This is a genomic window from Serratia sp. JSRIV001, from assembly GCF_019968745.1.
GTDB lineage: Bacteria > Pseudomonadota > Gammaproteobacteria > Enterobacterales > Enterobacteriaceae > Chania > Chania fonticola_B.
This window is the reverse complement of the sequence record NZ_CP074147.1, coordinates 2,094,561-2,118,289: the sequence shown is the minus strand read 5'-3', so window position 1 is coordinate 2,118,289 and position 23,729 is coordinate 2,094,561. Positions and strand designations below refer to the sequence as shown.

Genomic DNA, 23,729 nt, shown 5'->3' with positions numbered 1-23,729 from the left:
CCAGCATCGGAAGAAATAGCGGCCCATTCTACTCATTATCCCCCTCAACGCCAAACCACTGATGATACCAACGTGGATTTAGTTGTTCGCGAAAGCCTTTAACTTGCCAATCATGACGATAAAAAAACACGCTGAGCTGCCCTGAGCGGGCCGTATCACGCCAGGGAATGTGATTTTCCCGATAGCGTTTGACTATTTTTGCTGCCGGTAACCGCCAGGCGTTATAGCGGGATGCCGAGGCAAACGCCAGCTTGGGGGCAACGGCACGCAAAAATGGCGGCGTTGAAGATGTCTTGCTGCCGTGATGAGGCACCTGAAGGATAGTGCTGGGTAAATTCGCACGTTGTTTCAGCAATGCCTGCTCAGCTCGGCGTTCAATATCACCCGTCAGCAACAGGCTGAACTTGCCGTCATCGACACGCACTACGCAGGAATCATCGTTAGCGGCATAATCCACCCTTGCAGGAGGCCACAACACCTGAAAGTTTAGCTCTCGCCACACCCATCGCTGCCCTTGTACGCAAGGCAGGTGGCCAACGTTAACGATCGGCGTACGCACGCTGGCCTGTGGAAACGCCGCTTCGAGTACCGGCAAGCCGCCGATATGATCCAGATGGCTATGGCTGATCACGATTTGCTCCAGCGAGATCTGCCGCCAACGCAGGAATGGCAAAATGTTGCGCTCTGCCGCGCTGGAGGCTTGCCAGCGGTTGCCCGTATCAAAGATGACGGCCTTACCTTCTCGCTCGATCACCACCGCCAGGCCGTGCCCTACGTCGAGCATATCTACCCGCCAGCGATAATCTGGCGATCTTTCCCGCCCGAATAGGCAACCTAGCACCACAACGGCACAACCAACAGGAAAGTGATACCACCAGCGAAAACGCCAGCAAACCACGGCTAACCACCCAAGGGCGCTAAATTGCAGCAAGGCAGCCCCAACCTCTAGCCACCCTTGCTCGAGCCCGGGAAGCGGCCATAAGGCCCAACTGACGGTAAGATCGGCCAATTGCCAACACCAGTGGCTTACCGGCGGAATAAAAAATAGCATCAATGCCAACAATATCAACGGAACCGACAGCAGAGAAACGATCGGTACCGCCCAAAGGTTGGCGGGTAACGATGTCCAGCTCAAGCCATGAAACAGGCCAAATTGTAACGGCATCAGCAATAGCGTCATACCTAGTTGCATGTGTAACCAACGCAGAGGTGCCCAACCCCAAGAAGTGCTGAAGCGCCTGGGCAACGGTGCCCATTCGAACCAAAAGATTAAGGCCGCAACCGCCAGGGCGGAGAGCCAGAAGCTGTCCGAAAGCACCGACATAGGATCGCACAGCAACAGCAGGCTGATACACCACAGCCAGATTTGCCAGGAAGTGCAGGAAACTCCTTTAAGGCGCAGCCAAAGCCACAGAGACAAGGCAATAAAGGCCCTCATTGCCGGAGGTTGCCCACCTGCCAACCACACATAGCACAGCGCCATCAACCAACTGACGACCAGCGGCAAACGGTAGCCGATGTAACGCGCGGGCAATAAAAACTGCACGCCACGCGCCAGCCCCCAGGCAAAGGCAGCGGCCAGGGAAATATGCAGGCCAGAAATGGCCATCAGGTGAGCCACGCCGGTTTTCATCAGTTGCCCACGCAGTTCATTACTCATCAGCGAGCGTTCGCCAAACGCCAGCGCCAGCAACACCGGGCGTTGCGTCAGTGGAATGAACGATTGATCCATTTGTTTGACGATCAGTTGGCGCCAGTTGCAGCCCTTATCCAGTGCCGTTGCGGAACGTACAAAGCCACGCAACGGTTGCCGATTAGCAATGGCCCAACGCTGCCCGTCAAAGCCCCCTTCATTCAGGCTGCTATGTACCGGACGGAAGCGAATCTTCATTGCCCAACGTTGCCCCGCACAGGGCTTTTCGCCACGCCAGTTTGCCGTAAAGGACAATGCAGGAACCAGCCATCGCCCGCCAACCTGCTCAATACGCAGTTGCACCTGTGGCGTTTCAGCCCCGTTCAGCCAAATGCTACGCACGGAAGCAATCACGGCTTTATCGCCGTTGGTCGTCAACGTTGCGACTTGCTGCATCAACAGGCTGGCACTGCCGGTGGCGTAGATAAAGCCCAGCAGGCAGCAGCATAGTGCCTGGCGCCATGGATTCGGCTTATATCGCCAGAGCCACAAAGCCGCAACGGCTAGCCCCATCAATAAAGGCCACGATGGTAAGTGGGGCAAAAACAGTATCGGCAGCATCCCCATCACCAAAGCGATGGCGGCCCTATCCAGTGAGATCCTGATTTCCGCGCTCCTTGCCAAGTTTATCCTGCAACAAATGTGACTTCTCAGACGAATAACCGCCAGTTGCAGGTTGCTACTCAGGAAAGGAGGTCGTAAACAATCGGTTGGCTATTTGGCATTTGCAGGAAAGGTTGCGGAGCGCAGCGCAAATTTTGGCAGGTATGGGAGGGTTTTCAGGCGAAAAAAAACGGCACCCTAAGGCACCGTTTTATATTCTTTACAAGCAACAACACTATGGGTGGTCAGCGACTAGCCATAGATATTGGCACGGTCACGTAACTCTTTACCTGGCTTGAAGTGAGGGACGTACTTGCCGTCCAACTCAACTTTGTCACCCGTTTTAGGGTTACGGCCGACGCGCGGAGCACGGTAGTGAAGAGAAAAACTGCCGAATCCGCGGATCTCGATGCGCTCACCTTCGGCTAGCGTAGCTGCCATGTGTTCGAGCATCTCTTTCACTGCATCCTCAACGGCCTTCGCCGGAATATGAGATTGCTGGCCAGCAAGTCTTTCAATAAGTTCAGACTTGGTCATAGTTCCTCCAAGCTTTGCAGCTAAACTACCGTATCGGGGCGGTCAGAAACCGCCCCCCGTCATTACTCGCCTTTAGCCGCTTTGAAGGCTTCAGCCATAGCGTTAGAGAAGTTGCTTTCTTCCGGTTTGGTGTTGTTAACCGTAGCGATTGCATCTTTCTCGTCAGCTTCGTCCTTCGCACGGACGGACAGGCTTACAACGCGGTTCTTACGGTCAACGCCAGTGAATTTAGCTTCAACTTCGTCACCAACGTTCAGAACCAGAGTTGCGTCTTCAATACGGTCGCGAGAGGCTTCAGAAGCACGCAGGTAACCTTCTACGCCGCCTGCTAATTCAACTGTAGCACCTTTGGCGTCAACTGCAGTGACTTTACCAGTAACAATAGTACCTTTCTTGTTCATAGACAGGTAGTTATTGAACGGATCTTCAGCCAGTTGCTTCACGCCCAGGGAGATACGCTCGCGCTCTGCGTCAACTTGCAGAACCACAGCTGCGATTTCGTCGCCTTTCTTGTATTCACGAACTGCTTCTTCGCCTGCAACGTTCCAGGAGATGTCAGACAGGTGAACCAGGCCGTCGATGCCGCCGTCCAGGCCGATGAAGATACCGAAGTCAGTGATAGACTTGATTTTACCTTCAACGCGGTCGCCCTTGTTGTGGGTTTCTGCGAACTGCTGCCATGGGTTGTTTTTGCACTGCTTCAGGCCCAGGGAGATACGACGACGTTCTTCATCGATGTCCAGAACCATCACTTCCACTACATCGCCCACGTTAACAACTTTGGACGGATGGATGTTTTTGTTGGTCCAATCCATTTCAGAAACGTGTACCAGACCTTCAACACCTTCTTCGATTTCCACGAAGCAGCCGTAATCAGTCAGGTTGGTAACACGACCAGTCAGCTTGGTGCCTTCTGGGTAACGTTTAGCGATAGCAACCCATGGATCTTCGCCCAGTTGCTTCAGGCCCAGAGATACACGAGTACGCTCGCGGTCGAACTTCAGCACCTTGACAGTGATTTCGTCGCCCACGTTGACAATTTCGCTTGGGTGCTTAACGCGTTTCCAAGCCATGTCAGTGATGTGCAGCAGGCCGTCAACGCCGCCCAGATCCACGAATGCACCGTAGTCAGTGAGGTTCTTAACGATACCTTTAACTTCCATGCCTTCCTGCAGGTTTTCCAGCAGTTGATCGCGCTCTGCGCTGTTTTCGGATTCGATTACTGCACGACGAGAAACAACAACGTTGTTGCGCTTCTGATCCAGCTTGATGACTTTGAACTCAAGCTCTTTGCCTTCCAGGTGCAGAGTGTCGCGAACTGGACGCACGTCAACCAGGGAACCTGGCAGGAACGCACGAATACCGTTCAGCTCTACAGTGAAGCCACCCTTAACTTTGCCGTTGATAACACCGACGACAGTTTCAGCTTCTTCGTAAGCTTTTTCCAGCGTGATCCAAGCTTCGTGACGCTTAGCTTTCTCACGGGACAGCAGAGTTTCACCGAAGCCATCTTCAACAGCGTCCAGCGCAACGTCAACTTCGTCACCAACCTGGATTTCCAGCTCGCCCTGGGCGTTTTTGAATTGCTCAGCCGGGATGGCAGATTCAGATTTCAGACCGGCGTCAACCAGTACGACATCTTTATCGATAGCAACAACAACACCACGAACGATGGAACCCGGACGGGTTTCGATTGTTTTCAGGGATTCTTCAAAGAGTTGAGCGAAAGATTCAGTCATGTTTAATCTTCAGGGTTCTATAGTTTAACGTCCATTTAGCGTCCCGCCGAATGGGGTTGTTTCACATACCTTGCCATTGGCTTCCTGCCGACAAGGTTTAGGTTACAGGGGTAAAATTTTACCCGATATATTCAGTTACTGCTATGCAGTACGATGACAAATATGACAAAAAGCTAAAAACGCCGCCGCGCTTATTGCTGCGGCAACGCCAAAACTTCATGTGCATATGCCAACGCCCGCTGGATCACTTCCTCGATCGACATGCTGGTAGAATCCAACACGAGGGCATCGAGAGCCGGTACCAGTGGCGCAATAGCCCGATTACGGTCACGGTCATCCCGTTCCTTTATCTCGGCTAAAAGACGTTCAAAGTTAACATTAAAGCCCTTTTCCTGCAACTGTAGCATGCGACGATGCGCACGCTCTTCGGAACTGGCGTCAAGGAAAATTTTAACCGGCGCATCCGGGAACACCACCGTGCCCATGTCACGGCCATCGGCGATCAGGCCCGGTGCCTCGCGAAAAGCGCGTTGGCGGCGCAGCAGCGCCTCACGAACTCGTGGGAATGCGGCCGTTTGCGAAGCCGTATTGCCAACGGTTTCGGTGCGGATCTCATTACTGACGTCCTCACCTTCCAAAATAACCTGCAGCTTGCCGTCCTGAGCAACAAAGCGGACGTCGAGATGGGCGGCCAAGGGGACTAACGCCTCTTCAGAGGTGATATCCACCTGATGGTGCAACGCTGCCAGGGCCAGTACGCGATAAATCGCGCCGGAATCCAGCAAACGCCAACCAAGGGATTCTGCCAGCGCCTTGCACAGCGTGCCTTTGCCTGCACCACTTGGTCCATCAACGGTTATCACCGGAACTGTAGCCGTCATTTCTCTCTCCTTCAGGTAGGAACCTCACAGGAACACGCCCTGCTGTCTGCCCAAGTAGGAGCAGATTCGGGGGCGTATTATACGCGCCTGTGGAGTTTACTGTTACCGCGAACTGTCTGATTGCCGAAAAGATGGGCACTAATCGCAAAAAAGGCCTCAAACGAGGCCCATTGATAACGGATATAGAGAAGATTAGGCCAACTGGCTGATACGCGCCAACTGCTCAAAATAGTCCGGGAAGGTCTTGGCGGTGCACTTCGGATCAAGAATGGTCACCGGCGTATCGGACAGCGCCACCAGCGAGAAGCACATCGCCATACGGTGATCGTTGTAAGTGCCGATCTCGGCAAACTGCAGCTTGCTTGGCGGCACAACGTGGATGTAATCCTCACCTTCATCCACCTCGGCGCCAACTTTGCGTAGTTCTGTTGCCATCGCCGCCAGACGGTCGGTTTCTTTTACCCGCCAGTTGTAGATATTGCGGATGGTGGTCGGCCCGGCCGCGAACAGCGCGGTGGTGGCAATGGTCATCGCCGCATCTGGAATGTGGTTCATGTCCATATCGATGCCTTTGAGCTCACCGCGGCTGCACTCGATAAAGTCATCGCCCCAGGTGATGCGCGCGCCCATTTTTTCCAGCACGTCGGCAAATTTGGTATCGCCCTGCACGCTTTTCTTACCGATACCGGTAACACGCACTGTGCCGCCCTTAATCGCCGCAGCGGCCAGGAAATAGGATGCTGAAGAGGCATCGCCTTCTACCAGATAGTCGCCTGGTGAACGGTAAGTCTGCTGCCCACGGATATGGAACACGCGATAGTTGTCGTGCGTGACTTCCACGCCGAAAGTCCTCATCAGGTGCAGGGTAATATCGATATAAGGTTTGGAAACCAGCTCACCCAAAATATGGATAGCGGTGTCTTGGGCCGCCAACGGTGCCATCATCAGCAAGGCGGTCAGAAACTGGCTGGATACGCTGCCGTCAACGCTTACGTCGCCGCCGCGGAAACCGCCACGCAGGCGCACAGGTGGATAATCGGTTTGTTCAAGGTAATCGATTTGCGCCCCGCCCTGGCGTAAGGCATCCACCAGATGGCCGATCGGGCGCTCTTTCATGCGCGGTTCGCCGGTCAACACCACGTCGCCCTCTCCCAGACACAGTGCTGCCGCTAATGGACGCATTGCCGTACCGGCATTACCGAGGAACAGCTCCAGCGGCTGCGCGGCAACCAACGGGCCAGCATTACCCTCAACGGAACAGGTGGTGCGATCGTCGGAGAGCTGGTAACTCACTCCCAGCGCCTGCAAGGCATTCAACATATGACGCACGTCGTCGCTGTCCAGCAGGTTGGTCAGCCGGGTCGTTCCCCGCGCCAGTGCAGCCAGTAGCAAAGCCCGATTGGATACGCTCTTGGAGCCGGGTAAGTTGACGGTGCCATCGACCAAAGCAACCGGTTGTAACGTCAGGGAATCCACCATGTGAACACAACTCTCCAGAATCTGATAAACGAAACGGCCCCGGGATAATGCCGGAGCCGCTTTAATGCAAAAGGACAACAGCGGTACGACCGCCCGTTCAATGCGGGCGGTGGCAATCAACCATGGCGGCGTTCAAAGTCGACCATAAAGTCGGTCAGGGTCTTCACGCCGGCCAGCGGCATCGCATTATAGATGGAAGCACGCATGCCGCCTACTACGCGGTGGCCCTTCAGCGCCTGCAGGCCAATGGCTTCTGCTTCGCTCAGGAACACTTTATCCAGCGCAGGATCGGCAAGCTGGAACGGCACGTTCATCCAGGAGCGGTTGGCAACGGCCACACGGCTACGGTAGAAGTCCGACTGATCGATAGTGCTATACAGCAACTCGGCCTTGGCCTGGTTACGCTTTTGCATTTCCACCAGGCCGCCCTGCTCTTTCAGCCATTTGAATACCAGGCCAGACAGATACCAGGCGAAGGTTGGCGGCGTGTTGAACATCGAGTCGTTTTCTGCCAACACGGTGTAATCCAGGATCGACGGGACTTCACGGCGTGCTTTACCCAGCAGGTCATCACGCACAATCACCAGCGTCAGGCCAGCGGGGCCAATGTTTTTCTGTGCGCCCGCATAGATAACGCCGAAACGGCTGACGTCCAACGGACGGGAAAGGATGGTCGAAGAGTAATCGCCAATCACCACTTTATCGCCAAAGTCTGGCGTTTCATCAATGGCCACACCGTCAATGGTTTCGTTCGGACAATAGTGGACGTATGCCGCGTTATCGCTCAGTTGCCACTCTTTCATCGGCTTGATGCCGCTTAAGCCGTCAACGGTGGTTTTGACGTCGATCACGTTGGGTTGGCAGTATTTTTCCGCTTCGGTGATCGCGCTGTGCGCCCAGTAGCCACCATCGATATAGTCGGCGGTGGTGTTATCACCCAACAGGTTCAGTGGCAACGCGGCAAATTGGGCACGGGCACCGCCGTGGCAGAACAGCACTTTATAGTTGGCGGGGACTTTCAGCAGATCGCGCAGATCCTGTTCGGCCTGTTCGGCGACGGCGATAAATTCTTTACTGCGATGGCTGATTTCCATCACCGACGTGCCAAGACCGTGCCAGTTGCACAGCTCTTGTTCCGCACGACGCAACACTTCAACCGGCAGCATCGCCGGGCCTGAGCTAAAATTATAAACCTGAGTCATTTCCCCTCACCACATTCACTGTGCGCCGTAAAAATCGGCTTTCGACATATGCCCGAAGTTAACGCTGATGTTAACCAACTCTATCGGTTTTATCACTCACGTAACCCGGCTGCAATGCTTATTGTTCCAAGGGTGAGAAACTGGCGAGACCGCAAATAACAGGCTCTGCGGCCTCAGGGTTTATTTATGCCATAAAACGCTGTGACACTGGCGTATTCAGCGGGTTAACGCGGTTTTTTGTGCTGTATTCAGCTTACCCGGCTATGGGACAAGGCTGCGATCCATTTACGGTTACCACAGCGTGGGCAGTCGTGTTCGGGTGATGGCGTCAAGGTGGAGATCAGGCTACACATCCCGCAGGCATAGTCACCCTCCACATCAATCTCAACCACGCTTTTGACGCATTGTGCCGGTAACACTGGTAATCCTGGCCGTACCTGCTCATCCGGGTAGAAATACACCGATATGGTGCCGTTCACCTCCAGGATGGCCAATCTCACCTGCCCAAGGTGCTCAACACCGGCCTGACGGAGTTCCATAAAGAACTCATCATGGGTGATATTTTCCCGGCACAGGATATCCCAATCGAACAGCCCCTCACTGACCAGAATCAGCGGCTCGCCCTCCATCCAGGTCTGGAGTTTTTGAAAGCGATCCATCAACCAGGTGGAAAAGCGGTACATCACCATCATACAAACGAAAACCATCAGCACCGGTAGCAAAGGAACATCGTGATAAAACGCGACGTCACCCGCGGCGGACCCCAGAGTCAGGATGATCAGCACTTCAAACAGCGACATTTGGCGTACGCCACGGCGCCCGGTCATTTTTAAGAAGATAAACACCAGCAGAAAAGTGAACAGGCAGCGTAGCGCCACCTCGGCCAGGAACTCTGGCGTGGTCTCGTCAAATGCCATTCTTTGGATATCAAATGCCTGCATGAAATCGTTCCTGCGAAAAGAGATTTCCTACAGCATAGTCGGAGCGGGGAAAATGGGGGCATTACGCCCCCACTTGAGTCAGGGATCAATACTGATTAAACATCGCCTGGATCTGTTTGGCGTCTTTGGTTTGAGTTAATGCCAGTTGCAGCAGAATTCTCGCTTTTTGCGGATTCAGCGTTCCGGCTGCCACAAAACCGAGTTTAGTATCATCCACTTCCGCATCTTCAGTAGTGGAGCCAGTAGGCACACGGGAGGAACGCACTACCGCTACGCCGTTATGGGCCGCCGTGGCCAGCGTATCAAATACGGTTTTATACAGGTTGCCATTACCCACCCCGGCGCTGACGATCCCTTGATAACCTTCGGCGATCAGCGCCTTGGCTGGCGCGTCGGACGCGTTGGCATAGTTATAGATAATACCAACCGTCGGCAGCGTACTCATCTGGTCGACGTTAAACGGCGTTTCGCTGGTGTGCTTGCGCTGTGGCGAACGTTGGTAGTCGATTTTGCCGTTGTGGATGTATCCCAACGGGCCAAAATTAGGTGACTGGAAAGTCTGTACGCCGGTGGTATTGGTTTTGGTCACGTCGCGGCCATCGAGCACCGTATCATTCATCACCACCAGCACGCCACGCTTGGCCGATTGAGGGTCAGCGGCTGTGACAACTGCGTTATACAAGTTAAATGGACCATCGGCACTCATGGCCGTTGCCGGGCGCATCGCCCCCACGATCACGACCGGCTTATCGCACTTGACGGTGAGATCCAGGAAATAAGCGGTCTCCTCCAGCGTGTCGGTACCGTGGGTGATCACGAAGCCATCGGTTTTGGCACAGTCCGCATTGATTTTCTTGACCAGTTTGAGCCAAACTTCGTCATTCATATCCTGCGAACCGATGTTGACCACCTGCTCGCCCTGCACGTTGGCAACCTTTTTCAACTCCGGCACGGCATCTACCAGCGCTTCAACACCCAGTTTACCTGCGGTGTAGTTAGACTTGGTGGCCGAGTCGCCGCCACCAGCGATAGTCCCGCCGGTGGCCAGCAAGGTGATGTTAGGTAACGCCAGAGCCGAGCCGCATGCTCCGGCCAACAGTAGTGCCAACACGCTGAGTTTCACTGATTTCATTACGTTTCTCCATTATTGTTAACCCGCTGAATTATCGTCTTTATCCCTAGAAAAACTGTGACTTCTGATCGGCTTTAGGAATACGTGGAGCTTGAGAACAAAACCCCGTATCATTGCGCGTTTTTAGTACGCCACATAAGTGAAGACAATGACGCAAACTTTTATTCCTGGCAAAGACGCGGCACTGGAAGACTCCATCGCACGTTTTCAGCAGAAATTAACCGATCTGGGTTTCAATATCGAAGAAGCCTCCTGGCTGAATCCGGTGCCACACGTCTGGTCAGTGCATATCCGCGATCGCGATTGCCCGCTGTGCTTCACCAACGGTAAAGGTGCCAGCAAAAAGGCCGCGCTGGCTTCCGCGCTGGGCGAGTATTTCGAGCGCCTGTCGACCAACTATTTCTTCGCCGATTTCTATTTGGGCCAACAGATTGCCGAAGGCGATTTCGTTCACTATCCCAATGAGAAATGGTTCCCGATCCCGGCTGACAACTCACTGCCACAAGGCATCCTGGATGAGCGCACGCACGCTTTCTACGATCCGGAGCAGGAACTGACTGCCAGCGATCTGATCGATCTGCAGTCTGGCAATAGCGATCGTGGCATCTGCGCCCTGCCATTCACCCGCCAGTCGGATCAGCAGACCGTTTATATTCCGATGAACATCATCGGCAACCTGTACGTGTCCAACGGCATGTCCGCTGGCAATACCGCCAACGAAGCGCGGGTTCAGGGCCTCTCCGAGGTGTTCGAGCGTTATGTGAAAAACCGCATCATCGCCGAGTCCATCAGCCTGCCGGAAATCCCGAGCGAAGTGCTGAACCGCTATCCTGACGTGGTTGAGGCGATCGCCAAGCTGGAAGCCGAAGGTTTCCCGATCCTCTCTTATGATGCTTCGTTAGGCGGCAACTACCCGGTGATCTGCGTGGTGTTGTTCAACCCTGCCAACGGCACCTGCTTTGCCTCCTTTGGGGCTCACCCTGATTTCGGGGTCGCGCTGGAGCGTACGGTTACCGAGCTGTTGCAAGGCCGCGGCTTGAAAGATCTGGATGTGTTTACCGCCCCAACCTTCGACGACGAGGAAGTCGCCGAGCACGCCAACCTGGAAACTCACTTCATCGATTCCAGCGGTTTGATCTCCTGGGATCTGTTCAAACAGGATGCCGACTATCCGTTTGTCGACTGGAGTTTCAGCGGCAGCACGCAGGAAGAGTTCGCCACCCTGATGAGCATCTTTAATAAAGAAGATGCCGAAGTGTACATCGCCGATTACGAGCACCTGGACGTGTACGCCTGCCGTATCATCGTACCGGGGATGTCCGACATCTATCCGGCAGAGGATCTGCTGCTGGCAAACAACAGCATGGGCGCGCACCTGCGTGAAACCCTGCTGCAACTGCCGGGCAGCGAGTGGGAGCCGGAAGAGTACCTGGCTCTGATCCAGCAGTTGGATGATGAAGGGTTGGACGATTTCACCCGCGTACGTGAATTGCTGGGCATTGCCTCTGGTAAAGACAACGCCTGGTACACCCTGCGCGTTGGCGAACTGAAATCCATGCTGGCATTGGCCGGTGGCGATCTCGAGCAGGCACTGATCTGGGCCGAGTGGACGCAGGAGTTCAACGCCTCACTGTTTACCCCAGAGCGCAGTAACTACTATCGTTGCCTGCAGACACTGCTGCTGTTGGCGTTGGAGCCAGAACGCGATCCTGCTCAATATCACACGGCCTTCGTGAAGATGTATGGTCAGGATGCGGTTGACGCTGCCTCTGCGGCCATGAGCGGTGAAGAGCGCTTCAACGGCCTGTTTGCCATCGACAGTGAATTGAAAGCCCTGCCGGCCCACCAAGCGCTGTTGGCGGCTTACGAAAAGCTGCAAACTGCCAAACGCCGTCACTGGGCGCAGGCATAAGCCAGATTGATACGCCGGTAGAACCTTACCGGCGTTACTCCCAAAGAAGCAGCCTTGACCCGATTGCCGATCAAAAAACAGGCAAACCCTGACGTTGAATGTTTTTATCAAAAGCGCACTTATCAGCCAACAGGATAATTAAATCGCCAATTGTTACGTCAGCGTGAAATATTAATTAACCATCAATTAATGCTTATTCATCAAAAAGCGACAATAAGTACAAAAATTTAACCCTTCCCAGTCCAAAACGGCGTTAACTTCAAAATTTTTTGTAAACATTAAAAAATATTTTTTACATTAAAATCAATAATATAACTCAATAAACCCTACTAAATTTGCGGTTTTAAGCCGTTTTACTTCCGCGCGTTATGATCCAAGTCAATTTTTACCCTATACTGCTTTGCTAGTATCTCAGTGTGTTGTAATAACCCTTAAGAGCGAGAGTTAGTGTGAGAGCTGACAACCCCTTCGATATGCTGTTACCTGCCGCGATGGCGAAAGTTGCCGAGGATGCGGGGGTGTATAAAGCCACCAAGCATCCGCTGACGACTTTTTATTTAGCGATCACCGCAGGTGTGTTCATTTCTATCGCCTTTGTTTTTTATATCACAGCGACCACCGGCACCGCCGCCATTCCTTTCGGCCTCGCCAAGCTGGTGGGTGGTATCTGCTTTTCCATGGGGTTAATGCTGGTCGTCGTCTGCGGGGCGGACCTGTTTACCTCCACCGTACTGACCGTGATTGCCAAAGCCAGCGGGCGTATTACCTGGGGGCAATTGGCTCTTAACTGGTTAAACGTCTATATTGGCAACCTGATTGGTGCCCTGTTCTTCGTTGCTCTGATCTGGTTCTCAGGCGAGTATATGGCGGCCAATGGCCTGTGGGGTTTGAACGTATTGCAAACCGCCGACCATAAACTGCACCACACCTTTATCGAAGCCGTCTGTCTGGGCATTCTGGCTAACCTGATGGTTTGCCTGGCCGTCTGGATGAGCTACTCCGGCCGCAGCCTGATGGACAAGATGTTCGCCATGATCCTGCCGGTAGCCATGTTCGTTGCCAGCGGCTTTGAGCACAGTATCGCCAACATGTTTATGATCCCTATGGGTATAGTGGTTAAGCACTTTGCCACGCCAGAGTTTTGGCAAGCCGTGGGGGCAGCACCCGAGCAATTCGCTCATCTGACCGTAAGCAACTTTATCATCGACAACCTGATCCCCGTCACCATCGGTAACATCATTGGCGGTGGTCTACTGGTTGGGTTGACTTACTGGGTAATTTATCTGCGTGGCGGCAAACAGAATCACTAATCTGTTGGCTGGCACGGCGCCGGGTTTACAAAGAAATCCACATTAGAAGGTAGGTGTATAATGACCGAACTTAACGAGAAGTTAGCGACCGCTTGGCAAGGTTTCAGCGAAGGTGACTGGCAGAAAGAAGTCAACGTACGTGACTTCATCCAGAAAAACTACACTCCTTACGAGGGTGATGAATCCTTCCTGGCTGGCGCAAGTCAAGCCACTACCACTCTGTGGGACAAGGTTATGGAAGGGATCAAACTGGAAAACCGCACCCATGCGCCAGTTGATTTCGATACCAACGTCGTCTCCACCGTGACTTCTCATGATGCGGGCTATATCAACAAAGATCTGGAGACCATCGTTGGTTTGCAGACTGATGCTCCTCTGAAGCGCGCGCTGATCCCATTCGGCGGCATCAAGATGGTTGAAGGTTCATGCAAGGTTTATGGCCGTGAACTGGATCCACAAGTGAAGAAAGTGTTCACCGAATACCGCAAAACCCACAACCAGGGCGTATTCGATGTTTACACCAAAGACATCCTGAACTGCCGTAAGTCTGGCGTGCTGACCGGTCTGCCAGATGCGTATGGCCGTGGCCGTATCATCGGTGACTACCGTCGCGTTGCTTTGTACGGTATCGACTTCCTGATGGCCGACAAGCTGAACCAGTTCAAGTCTCTGCAGACCCGTCTGGAAAATGGCGAAGATCTGGAAATGACCATCCAGCTGCGCGAAGAAATTGCTGAACAGCACCGCGCCCTGGGGCAGATTAAAGAAATGGCCGCCAAATACGGCTACGACATTTCCGGCCCAGCCAGCACCGCTCAAGAAGCCGTGCAGTGGACCTACTTCGGCTACCTGGCCGCGGTGAAATCCCAGAACGGTGCAGCCATGTCCTTCGGCCGCGTATCTACCTTCCTGGACGTGTTCATTGAGCGCGATATCAAGGCCGGTAAACTGACCGAACTGCAGGCGCAGGAACTGATCGACCACCTGGTCATGAAACTGCGTATGGTTCGCTTCCTGCGTACTCCTGAATATGATGAGCTGTTCTCTGGTGACCCAATCTGGGCAACAGAATCCCTGGCCGGTATGGGTGTTGATGGTCGTACGCTGGTAACCAAAAACAGCTTCCGCTTCCTGAACACGCTGTACACCATGGGGCCATCTCCAGAGCCAAACATGACCATCCTGTGGTCTGAAAAACTGCCGTTGAACTTCAAAAAATACGCCGCGAAAGTGTCTATCGACACCTCCTCCGTACAGTATGAAAACGACGACCTGATGCGCCCAGACTTCAACAACGATGACTATGCCATCGCCTGTTGCGTCAGCCCGATGATTGTCGGTAAGCAAATGCAGTTCTTCGGTGCGCGTGCCAACCTGGCGAAAACCATGTTGTACGCAATCAACGGCGGCGTTGATGAAAAACTGAAAATGCAGGTTGGCCCGAAAGAAGCCCCAATGATGGACACCGTACTGGACTATGACAAAGTCATGGAACGTATGGACCACTTCATGGACTGGCTGGCCAAGCAGTATGTGACCTCGTTGAACATCATTCACTACATGCACGACAAGTACAGCTATGAAGCTGCGCTGATGGCTCTGCATGACCGTGATGTTTATCGCACCATGGCTTGTGGTATCGCGGGTCTGTCCGTAGCAGCCGACTCCCTGTCTGCCATCAAGTACGCCAAAGTATCCACCATCCGTGATGAAGACGGCCTGGCTGTCGACTTCAAAATCGAAGGTGAATACCCGCAGTTCGGTAACAACGATTCTCGCGTAGATGACATCGCTTGCGACCTGGTAGAACGTTTCATGAAGAAAATTCAGAAACTGCGTACCTACCGTAATGCGGTACCAACTCAGTCCGTGCTGACCATCACCTCTAACGTGGTTTATGGTAAGAAAACCGGTAACACCCCAGATGGCCGTCGTGCTGGCGCTCCATTTGGTCCAGGTGCCAACCCAATGCACGGCCGCGATCAGAAAGGTGCTGTAGCCTCTCTGACCTCCGTAGCCAAACTGCCGTTTGCCTATGCGAAAGATGGTATCTCTTACACCTTCTCCATCGTGCCTAACGCGTTGGGTAAAGATGACGACGTGCGTAAAGCCAACCTGGCGGGTCTGATGGATGGTTACTTCCACCACGAAGCGTCCATCGAAGGCGGTCAGCACCTGAACGTGAACGTGATGAACCGTGAAATGCTGCTGGACGCGATGGAAAACCCTGAGAAATATCCTCAGCTGACCATCCGCGTATCGGGTTACGCAGTGCGCTTCAACTCGTTGACTAAAGAACAGCAACAAGACGTGATTACTCGTACTTTCACCCAGTCGATCTAATCGCGGTTTCTCCGGGGCGGATCACTCTGCCCCACTGAACAAGTGTTACCAAGGCCGGATATTCCGGCCTTTTTACTAAGTCCCCCCTGACTCTGGTCTTGAGTCTGTTTTGCCAGGTATCTACGCTGCTGATTAGCCTGTGATGGGTATATACTGCATGGATATCTGGCAAAACAGTGAACCGGTACGTAACCGGCCAACAGGAATCGTTTTACCTGGCGCCTTTTTTCGCCACATCGTTGATCCCTGCCTGGCGGTTACCAGCCTATTGTAGACTGCGTTTGACAGTCGATTTTGGAGAAACCCGCAATGTCCTTGAAAGGCCGCATCCACTCTTTCGAATCCTGTGGCACCGTTGATGGCCCTGGTATCCGCTTTATCGTGTTCTTCCAGGGTTGCCTGATGCGCTGCCTGTACTGCCATAACCGCGATACCTGGGACACCCACGGCGGCAAGGAGGTCACGGTTGAAGAGCTGATGACTGATACCGTGGCCTACCGTCACTTTATGAACGCTTCCGGCGGCGGCGTAACGGCGTCCGGCGGCGAAGCGATCCTGCAGGCCGAATTTGTTCGCGACTGGTTCCGCGCCTGTCACAAGGAAGGGATCAGCACCTGTCTGGACACCAACGGTTTTGTCCGCCGTTACGACCCGGTGATCGATGAGCTGCTGGATACCACCGATCTGGTGATGCTCGATCTGAAACAGATGAATGACGATATTCACCAGAACCTGGTGGGAGTTTCCAACCATCGCACGCTGGAGTTTGCCCGTTATCTTGCCAAGCGTAATCAACGCACCTGGATCCGCTACGTGGTGGTGCCGGGCTGGTCTGATGATGATAAATCGACGCATCTGCTCGGTGAGTTCACCAAGGATATGACCAATATCGAGAAGATCGAGCTGTTGCCTTACCACGAACTGGGCAAGCACAAATGGATCGCGATGGGTGAAGAGTACAAGTTGGACGGCGTTCATCCGCCTAAGGCCGACACCATGGATCGCGTGAAGGGGATCCTGGAAAGCTACGGCCACAAAGTGATCTATTAAGCTCCCCAGATGCCCCTCACCCTAACCCTCTCCCACAGGGAGAGGGGACCGAACGTGCCACAGCTTAACTCATATACCTAACTTCAACACCGAGTCGCCCCTCTCTCTCATTTGGGGGATGGAAACGGGCCACAGACTGACTTCTGCACCTGACTGCAGCGCCGAATCAGCTCCCTATTCCTTCGGGTGAAATCCCATACATTTACTCTCGCACCAAACTCCGGCTCTAATGACCTTAGTCTGTCACAGAATGACTCAGGCCCCAAAACGGCGCCGAATCAGCTCCCTCTCCCTGTGGGAGAGGGTTGGGGTGAGGGGTCAGGCCGCAGCCAACGGGGTGTGGTGATGGTCAGGTTTCTTCAGCAGCATCATCAAATAAACCAACGCCACCCCCGCAATCATCACAAACAGCAGCCGATCGGAGTAGCTCTGCATCAGCATCGACGTCATCGCGGGCCCTAGCAAGCTGCCGACGGTATAGCTCATCAACAATGTCTGGTTCATCGCCACCAACTGATGCGGCAGCACCTTTTCGCAGGCCCAGGACATCGCCACCGGGTATAAGGTAAAACCAGCACAGCCCAGAATAAACAGCGCCGGAGCCATTGCATAGTTACCCAGCATCGCGATGCTGGCAAGGATCACCACGAACACCTGAATGCGCAGCACCAACAGGCGGCCATAGCGATCGGCCAAACGCCCTATAGGCCACTGACCCACGATGCCGGAACTGACCAGCAGCGCCATCCAGTAACCCACGTTGGCATCACTCATCCCCTGATGGTTTAAATACAGCGGCATCAGGCCGTACAGCGAGCCCAGCACGATCCCCGAGATAATACAGCCGTTGATGCCCAACCGGGCGTCACGACGTTTAAACATCTGCCAGATTGAGGCCTGCTGTGGCTCGTCATCTTGGTTATTAACCCGCGCAAACAGCATCGGCAACATAGCGGCCATAACAACGGCGGTCACCCACGGCACCACATCCAGCAGCTCGGTTGAAACACTGCTTAGCAGCAACTGCCCCGCAACCGTACCGAGGTAGTAAACTATCATATACGCCGCCAACAGTTGGCCACGGTTACTCAAATTACCGCTGCGCAACAGCGCGCTTTCAACGATCACCCAAATCCAGGCACACCCTACCCCGGCAAAGAAGCGCCAGCCGATCCAGCTCCAGAAGTCCAGCGACAGCACCATACCCACGGTAGCGAAGGCAAAGACCAGACAGGCAAGATGATAGCTGCGGGTAAAGCCAATCCGCTTGATCAGTTTGCCCGCCACCAGCGTTCCCATCAGGTTCCCGGTAAAGTAAGACGAACTGACCACTCCCACTTGCCAGGTTGGCAATTGAGCATGGGTTAACCAGAGGGGAACCAAAGTGTTCAAAACGGCGATGGAAACCGTAAGCAGCAATAGGCCGCAGAGCAACATAAGCACTGGGCGAGAATATGCGGACATAGTGAAATTGAAACCGAACAGACAGAGTAGAGTGCGCGCATCATGCCACTGGCGATAAAAAAGTCAATCGGCGGTTAACGGGCGATCGCACAATATGTTTAACAACGGGTTAAAACTGGCTTTATAGCTGTTCCGGCAACGATTTTTCACCCGAAGCTGCCAGGGAAATATGCCCGTGAAAGCAGGATAGCTTGCACAGCCCGCAGCCATTACACAGCGTATCGTCACACTGCAATTGGCGGGCACCGTTTTCAGAAAGCTGGAAGGATAAAGCCTGTTGCGGGCAGTTGATGGTACACATCCGGCAACTGTCCTGGCGCCCCAGGCAGCTATGGCTGATTTGCGGGCGCAGCAGCGTGTCGCAGGGCATTTTGTCACGCAGCGCCCCGGTTTGGCAGGCGGCGGTGCATTTGCGGCAGACATCACACTCGGTGAAATCGATGCTCAATACCGGCTTGCCTTGCTCGAGGTTCAATAAACCGTACGGGCAACTGCTCACGCAACCGCCACAGCCGTTGCACAACGCGCTGAACAACGCCTCCGGCAAAGCCTGAGGTGGACGAGCCACCGCAGGCAATGTCACAGAAGGCGTATCCTGTTCCGGCAAGGCTTTACTACGATCCAGCCAACCAGTCAGCAACCGGCGGCGGCTATTGCCTTGCGCAGATAACTGCTGGTCGTTGTTCATTAGAAATACAGCTCCAGGCTCGGCACCGGTGACGGGCACTCTTCCGCCCAGGCTGCCAGCGTGATTTGTGCCAGCTGAGCCACACCTTGATAGAACGGATGTCCGGCATGTTGCTGCAGCAGCTCCAGATAACGCGGAGCCCACGGAAGAATGTGCAGCGCAATCAGCCCGGAAATCATTTTGTGCTGCTTTTCTTCGGCCAACCAGGCCGCCATCATCAGCAAAGTGCCAATATGGTCTTCCGGTTCATTCTGGTCGCGCTGGGCTTCGATACCGTTCACCCGCAGCCATTGGCGCAGGCGCAGCGTCGAATCACCAAACAGCACGCTCTCTCTATCCAGATAGACCGAGCCCCAAGGCGGAGCAACCAGCGTATGCGGGCCAACAAACAGGCGTTGATAAGCTTCTGACAGCGTCTCTGGCTGGTTTCCAGTCAAACCTTCCGCAATCAGGGCTGCTGCCTCTTGAGCGCCTTCATAAGGCCATTCGGTCAACCACTGCGGGTCGGCCAGGGAGTCCAGTAAAGGCTGGCACTCTTTGCTCTCCGGTGGGGCATACAATAAAACACCTAGCACACGGCCAGTCAGGGCAATTTTTTCAAGCATCATAACTTGGGGCTTCTCCAGGGGCGCAGCTAGGCCGCGCCCAGATTAACGTTAGCCAGCCACGGCCATGCCAACGGTCATATGCAGGCCGTAGAACACGCCACGGCCAATCAACTCACCGGCAAAGACTAACACAAAGCCCAAGATCAACCCCATGACACTGGCGTTACCACGGCGCAACTGCGGGCAAATCCAGCAACCCAGGCCGAGAACCAGCAATACCAGCCGCCATACCATCAGTTGACCGTATTCCGGGATCAGCGCCGACGCCTGCTGTACCGAGCTGCTGATGGTCGCCAACTCACTGCCCTGCAACAGCGCCGAGCACAGGCTAAGCAGCAGCGCCAGCACGCTGATCATCATCAGTTGACCACGACCAGCCACTTGCAGACCGGCGGCCCGCAGCAGCAACACGCCCAACAGCGGCCCGCCGATAAACACCGACAGGAAGAAGTTCAGCGTGGTGTAACCGTTGTGCCAAGTCGGTACGGTATCAATCTGGTAGACACGCGTCATGGCGTAGACAAACAGCAGGCCTAGCACCATGGTAAGCACCAGCCAGGCTTTACCCAGCGCCGGCGGCATTTTTTTCAACACGGCCAGCAGCCAATAGAGGCCACCAACCGCAAAGAATACCGAACCGCTGGCGATTTCATTACTCAACGCCGACTCACCGATGCGATTGAGCGAGTTAAAGGCCCTGATCGGCGTCCCCAGGTGCATCACGGAGGCGATAAAGGCGATCCCCATCAGCAACCACAGGAAAAACATAGAACCGTGTACCGCCTTGCTCTGGCGATCGGTCAGATTACCGGCGATCAACGCCAGCCCCATTACGATGACGCCGCCCACCACAAACTGCCCTAATACGGTGAACACCATCAGCGGCCATTCATGCCATCCCGTTCCCATTTTAAACCTCCTTCGGATTAGCCAGATGGCCGGTAGTGTCACCACTCGGGCGGCTGTTGGCGTTAGGTTTCAGTACGATGCACGGTTTGGTGAAATGCGCGGCCGGTAACGGTGCCACTTGCGCCAGGGTGCCATGTTGTTTACGCAGTTCGTCGATCGGACCAAAGTCCAGGGCACGCAGCGGGCAGGACTCGACACAAATCGGCTTTTGGCCAACGGCGACGCGTTCGTAGCAGCCATCGCACTTGGTCATGTGGCCTTTCGCTTCGTTGTACTGCGGTGCGCCGTATGGGCAAGCCATATGGCAGTAGCGGCAACCGATACATATCTCTTCGTTCACCACCACAAAGCCGTCTTCCCGCTTGTGCATGGCGCCACTTGGGCACACTTTGGTACAGGCCGGGTCTTCGCAGTGGTTACAGGCGATCGACAGGTAATAGGCAAACACGTTCTGGTGCCAGCTATCGCCGTCCTGCTGCCAGTCGCCCCCGGCATACTCGTAGATGCGGCGGAAGCTGACGTCCGGGGTCAGGTTTTTATAGTCTTTGCAGGCCAGCTCGCAGGTTTTGCAGCCGGTGCAACGACTTGAATCAATGTAGAATCCATATTGCGTAGTCATCAGCTACTCCTTAAAGTTTGGCGACCTGGACCAGATTGGTGTGAGAAGGATTGCCCTTGGCCAGCGGCGACGGCCGCTGGGTGGTCAAGACGTTGATACTGCCAGCATGATCGATACGGCTACCATCTGGCGCATACCATGCTCCTTCGCCCATTGCTACCACGCCCGGCAACATGCGCGGCGTCACCTTGGCATTAATACGTACCTCACCCCGATCGTTGTAAATACGGATCAGGTCTCCGTTGGCTATGCCGCGGGATTGCGCATCAATCGGGTTGATCCACATCTCCTGGCGGCAAGCGGCCTTCAGCACGTCGACGTTGCCATAGGTAGAGTGGGTTCTGGCCTTGTAGTGGAAACCGGTCATCTGCAATGGATACTTGCCGCTTAACGGATCGTCGAGGCTTTCGAAACCGGCCGCATACACTGGCAGCGGATCGATAACGTCGTCCTTGGATAATTCCCAAGTCGCTGCCAGCTCTGCCAATTGGGCAGAATAGATCTCGATCTTGCCTGAAGGCGTTTTCAGTGGATTAGCTTGCGGATCGGCCCGGAATGCTTTGTAAGCCACATGGTGACCATCGGGATCGCGCTGCTTGAAGATCCCTTGCTTGAGGAACTGTTCAAACTCCGGTAGCGCCGGAATGGCTTCGCGGGATTGCTGATAAAGGTGACGCAGCCACTCTTCCTGAGTCCGCCCCTCGGTGAAGGCCTGCTCAACCCCCATACGCCGGGCGATCTCGCTGGTCATTTCATAAATGTTCTTACATTCAAACTGCGGCTTGATCGCCTGATCGGCGAAGATGACGTAGCCCATATTGCCGCTTGAGGCATCCAGGCAAAAGTCCATCTGCTCAGAGGCGGTGCAATCTGGCAGCACCAGATCGGCATATTTCGCCGACGAGGTCATGTGGTTATCGATTACCACGATCATCTCGCACTTCTTCTCGTCTTGCAGAATGTCATGGGTACGGTTGATTTCTGAGTGCTGGTTGATCAGACAGTTACTGGCATAGTTCCAGATAAACTTGATCGGCACGTCCAACTTGTCCTTGCCCTGCACGCCGTCACGCTTGGCGGTCATTTCCGGCCCACGCAGAATGGCATCGGTCCACATAAACATGGAGATGCTGGTTTTAACCGGATTCTCCAAGGTCGGCATCCGAACAAACGGCAGGCCGTAGGAGCCTTCGCGCGCCCCCGTGTTACCGCCATGGATCCCGACGTTACCGGTGAGGATCGGCAACATGGCGATGGCGCGTGAGGTCAATTCACCGTTGGCATGGCGTTGCGGCCCCCAACCTTGGGAAATGAACGCCGGTTTGGTACTGCCAATTTCGCGCGCCAGTTTGACGATGCGATCGGCCGGGATACCGGTAATTTTTGAGGCCCAGGCAGGCGTTTTCTCAATGCCGTCTTCACCTTGGCCCAGGATATAGGCCTTATAGTGCCCATTAGCTGGAGCCCCCGCAGGTAAGGTTTTTTCGTCGTAACCCACGCAGTATTTATCCAGGAACGGCTGATCGACCAAGTTCTCGCTGATTAACACATGCGCCAACCCGGCAACCAGTGCCGCATCGGTGCCAGGACGAATCGGGATCCACTCGTCTTCCCTACCGGCAGCGGTATCGGTGTAGCGCGGATCGATCACAATCATGCGCGCATTCGAACGCTCACGCGCCTGCTCCAGCAGGTAGGTGACCCCACCGCCGCTCATGCGGGTTTCGCCTGGGTTATTGCCGAACAGCACCACCAGCTTGCTGTTTTCGATGTCCGTCGGGCTGTTACCGTCCGCCCAACCGCCATAGGTATAATTCAGCCCCATGGCGATCTGCGCGGTGCTGTAGTCACCATAGTGGTTCAGATAGCCGCCGCAACAGTTCATCAGACGCGCGATCAACGTAGAGCCCGGTGGCCAAGAGCGGGTTATTGTGCCCCCCAAGGTGCCGGTGCCGTAGTTCAAATAGATGGCTTCATTGCCATAGTCTTTGATGATGCGCTTCATGTTGTCAGCGATAAGCTGGTAGGCTTCATCCCAGCTTATCTGCTTGAATTTTCCTTCGCCCCGCTTGCCCACGCGGAGCATGGGGTACTTCAGGCGGTCCGGGTTATACACGCGGCGGCGCATTGAGCGCCCACGCAGGCAGGCACGAACCTGATGCAACTCTTGGTACTCATCGTTGCCAGTATTATCAGTTTCGACATATTTGATCATACCGTCGACCACATGCATCCGCAGGGGACAACGGCTACCGCAGTTTACCGTACAAGCACTCCACACCACTTTTTCTTCGGGTTTGGCAAGGGCGGATGTCGGAGAGGTTTCAGCGTTGGCACGACGGCTGAAAGGCAGGGAAACGCCACCAACGGCAAGGGCAAGCCCGCCAATGGCACTATTTTTGACCAGCTTTCGTCTGGAACACTGAAAGCCGGTTAGAGGTTTTTTGGGGGACTCGCTCATAATATTTCGCTCTGGGTTGCTTCAATCAGCCAGGGGTATGGCTACAGGAAAATCTGCAATCAACTACGCAGATCGGTTTTAAAATGGCAGGTAATGGTTTTTTTATTTTGACCTGCTCTAGGTGGAACTATCCTCCTAAATAGGTAGTTCCACCTTGT

The 23,729-nt window shown here is 54.4% G+C and carries 18 protein-coding genes; 4 read left to right on the top strand and 14 right to left on the bottom strand.

Annotated features, from left to right (window positions below; translation table 11 throughout):
• Positions 1-28: 28 nt before the first annotated feature.
• The 8 genes from KGP17_RS09605 to ansB form a co-directional block, all read right to left on the bottom strand.
• Positions 29-2,317, bottom strand: coding sequence for a ComEC family protein (locus KGP17_RS09605; RefSeq protein ID WP_223499223.1), 2,289 nt, complete (start codon positions 2,315-2,317; stop codon positions 29-31).
• 231 nt (positions 2,318-2,548) lie between these two features.
• The gene (gene ihfB / locus KGP17_RS09600) at positions 2,549-2,833 is read right to left on the bottom strand and encodes an integration host factor subunit beta (RefSeq protein WP_004928264.1); all 285 of its coding nucleotides are present in this window, start codon (positions 2,831-2,833) and stop codon (positions 2,549-2,551) included.
• 62 nt (positions 2,834-2,895) lie between these two features.
• A complete protein-coding gene (rpsA, locus tag KGP17_RS09595; RefSeq protein ID WP_021804919.1) occupies positions 2,896-4,572 on the bottom strand; it encodes a 30S ribosomal protein S1 in 1,677 nt (558 codons plus the stop codon).
• Positions 4,573-4,763: 191 nt separating this feature from the next.
• Positions 4,764-5,453: a (d)CMP kinase gene (cmk, locus tag KGP17_RS09590; protein ID WP_021804920.1), complete on the bottom strand. Its 690-nt coding sequence runs from the start codon at positions 5,451-5,453 to the stop codon at positions 4,764-4,766.
• A gap of 192 nt (positions 5,454-5,645) precedes the next feature.
• Complete coding sequence (gene aroA, locus KGP17_RS09585; RefSeq protein WP_021804921.1) at positions 5,646-6,932, bottom strand: 3-phosphoshikimate 1-carboxyvinyltransferase; 1,287 nt, start codon at positions 6,930-6,932, stop codon at positions 5,646-5,648.
• Positions 6,933-7,048: 116 nt separating this feature from the next.
• Positions 7,049-8,134 (bottom strand): 3-phosphoserine/phosphohydroxythreonine transaminase, encoded by a 1,086-nt coding sequence (gene serC, locus KGP17_RS09580; RefSeq protein ID WP_021804922.1) that lies wholly within the window; start codon positions 8,132-8,134, stop codon positions 7,049-7,051.
• Between the two features lie 248 nt (positions 8,135-8,382).
• Positions 8,383-9,075, bottom strand: coding sequence for a DUF421 domain-containing protein (locus tag KGP17_RS09575; RefSeq protein ID WP_059200392.1), 693 nt, complete (start codon positions 9,073-9,075; stop codon positions 8,383-8,385).
• An 85-nt stretch (positions 9,076-9,160) separates the two neighbouring features.
• On the bottom strand, positions 9,161-10,207 hold the full coding sequence (gene ansB / locus KGP17_RS09570) for an L-asparaginase 2 (protein WP_037375004.1): 1,047 nt from the start codon (positions 10,205-10,207) through the stop codon (positions 9,161-9,163).
• A 148-nt stretch (positions 10,208-10,355) separates the two neighbouring features.
• On the opposite strand from ansB, the gene ycaO reads away from it, so the two are divergent.
• The 4 genes from ycaO (at position 10,356) to pflA (ending at position 16,822) form a co-directional block, all read left to right on the top strand.
• A complete protein-coding gene (ycaO, locus tag KGP17_RS09565; RefSeq protein WP_071680745.1) occupies positions 10,356-12,119 on the top strand; it encodes a 30S ribosomal protein S12 methylthiotransferase accessory factor YcaO in 1,764 nt (587 codons plus the stop codon).
• A 449-nt stretch (positions 12,120-12,568) separates the two neighbouring features.
• Positions 12,569-13,429: a formate transporter FocA gene (gene focA / locus KGP17_RS09560; protein ID WP_024484609.1), complete on the top strand. Its 861-nt coding sequence runs from the start codon at positions 12,569-12,571 to the stop codon at positions 13,427-13,429.
• A gap of 60 nt (positions 13,430-13,489) precedes the next feature.
• Positions 13,490-15,772, top strand: coding sequence for a formate C-acetyltransferase (gene pflB / locus KGP17_RS09555; protein WP_021804926.1), 2,283 nt, complete (start codon positions 13,490-13,492; stop codon positions 15,770-15,772).
• Positions 15,773-16,081: 309 nt separating this feature from the next.
• Positions 16,082-16,822, top strand: a complete 741-nt coding sequence (gene pflA / locus KGP17_RS09550; RefSeq protein ID WP_024484611.1) for a pyruvate formate lyase 1-activating protein — start codon at positions 16,082-16,084, stop codon at positions 16,820-16,822.
• Between the two features lie 318 nt (positions 16,823-17,140).
• On the opposite strand, the gene KGP17_RS09545 is transcribed toward pflA, so the two are convergent.
• The 6 genes from KGP17_RS09545 to dmsA all read right to left on the bottom strand — a co-directional run bounded on the left by KGP17_RS09545 (position 17,141) and on the right by dmsA (position 23,571).
• A complete protein-coding gene (locus tag KGP17_RS09545; protein ID WP_179247828.1) occupies positions 17,141-18,286 on the bottom strand; it encodes an MFS transporter in 1,146 nt (381 codons plus the stop codon).
• Positions 18,287-18,407: 121 nt separating this feature from the next.
• A complete protein-coding gene (gene napF / locus KGP17_RS09540; protein WP_059200388.1) occupies positions 18,408-18,974 on the bottom strand; it encodes a ferredoxin-type protein NapF in 567 nt (188 codons plus the stop codon).
• The gene (dmsD, locus tag KGP17_RS09535) at positions 18,974-19,582 is read right to left on the bottom strand and encodes a Tat proofreading chaperone DmsD (RefSeq protein ID WP_021804934.1); all 609 of its coding nucleotides are present in this window, start codon (positions 19,580-19,582) and stop codon (positions 18,974-18,976) included. The genes napF and dmsD overlap by 1 nt, the downstream gene beginning before the upstream one ends.
• Positions 19,583-19,630: 48 nt before the next feature.
• Positions 19,631-20,491 carry a DmsC/YnfH family molybdoenzyme membrane anchor subunit gene (locus tag KGP17_RS09530; protein WP_094982381.1) on the bottom strand — a complete coding sequence of 287 codons (861 nt, stop codon included), beginning with the start codon at positions 20,489-20,491 and terminating at the stop codon, positions 19,631-19,633.
• A 1-nt stretch (position 20,492) separates the two neighbouring features.
• Positions 20,493-21,110, bottom strand: a complete 618-nt coding sequence (locus KGP17_RS09525) for a DMSO/selenate family reductase complex B subunit (protein ID WP_021804936.1) — start codon at positions 21,108-21,110, stop codon at positions 20,493-20,495.
• A gap of 10 nt (positions 21,111-21,120) precedes the next feature.
• On the bottom strand, positions 21,121-23,571 hold the full coding sequence (gene dmsA / locus KGP17_RS09520) for a dimethylsulfoxide reductase subunit A (protein ID WP_223499222.1): 2,451 nt from the start codon (positions 23,569-23,571) through the stop codon (positions 21,121-21,123).
• Between the last annotated feature and the right edge of the window lie 158 nt (positions 23,572-23,729).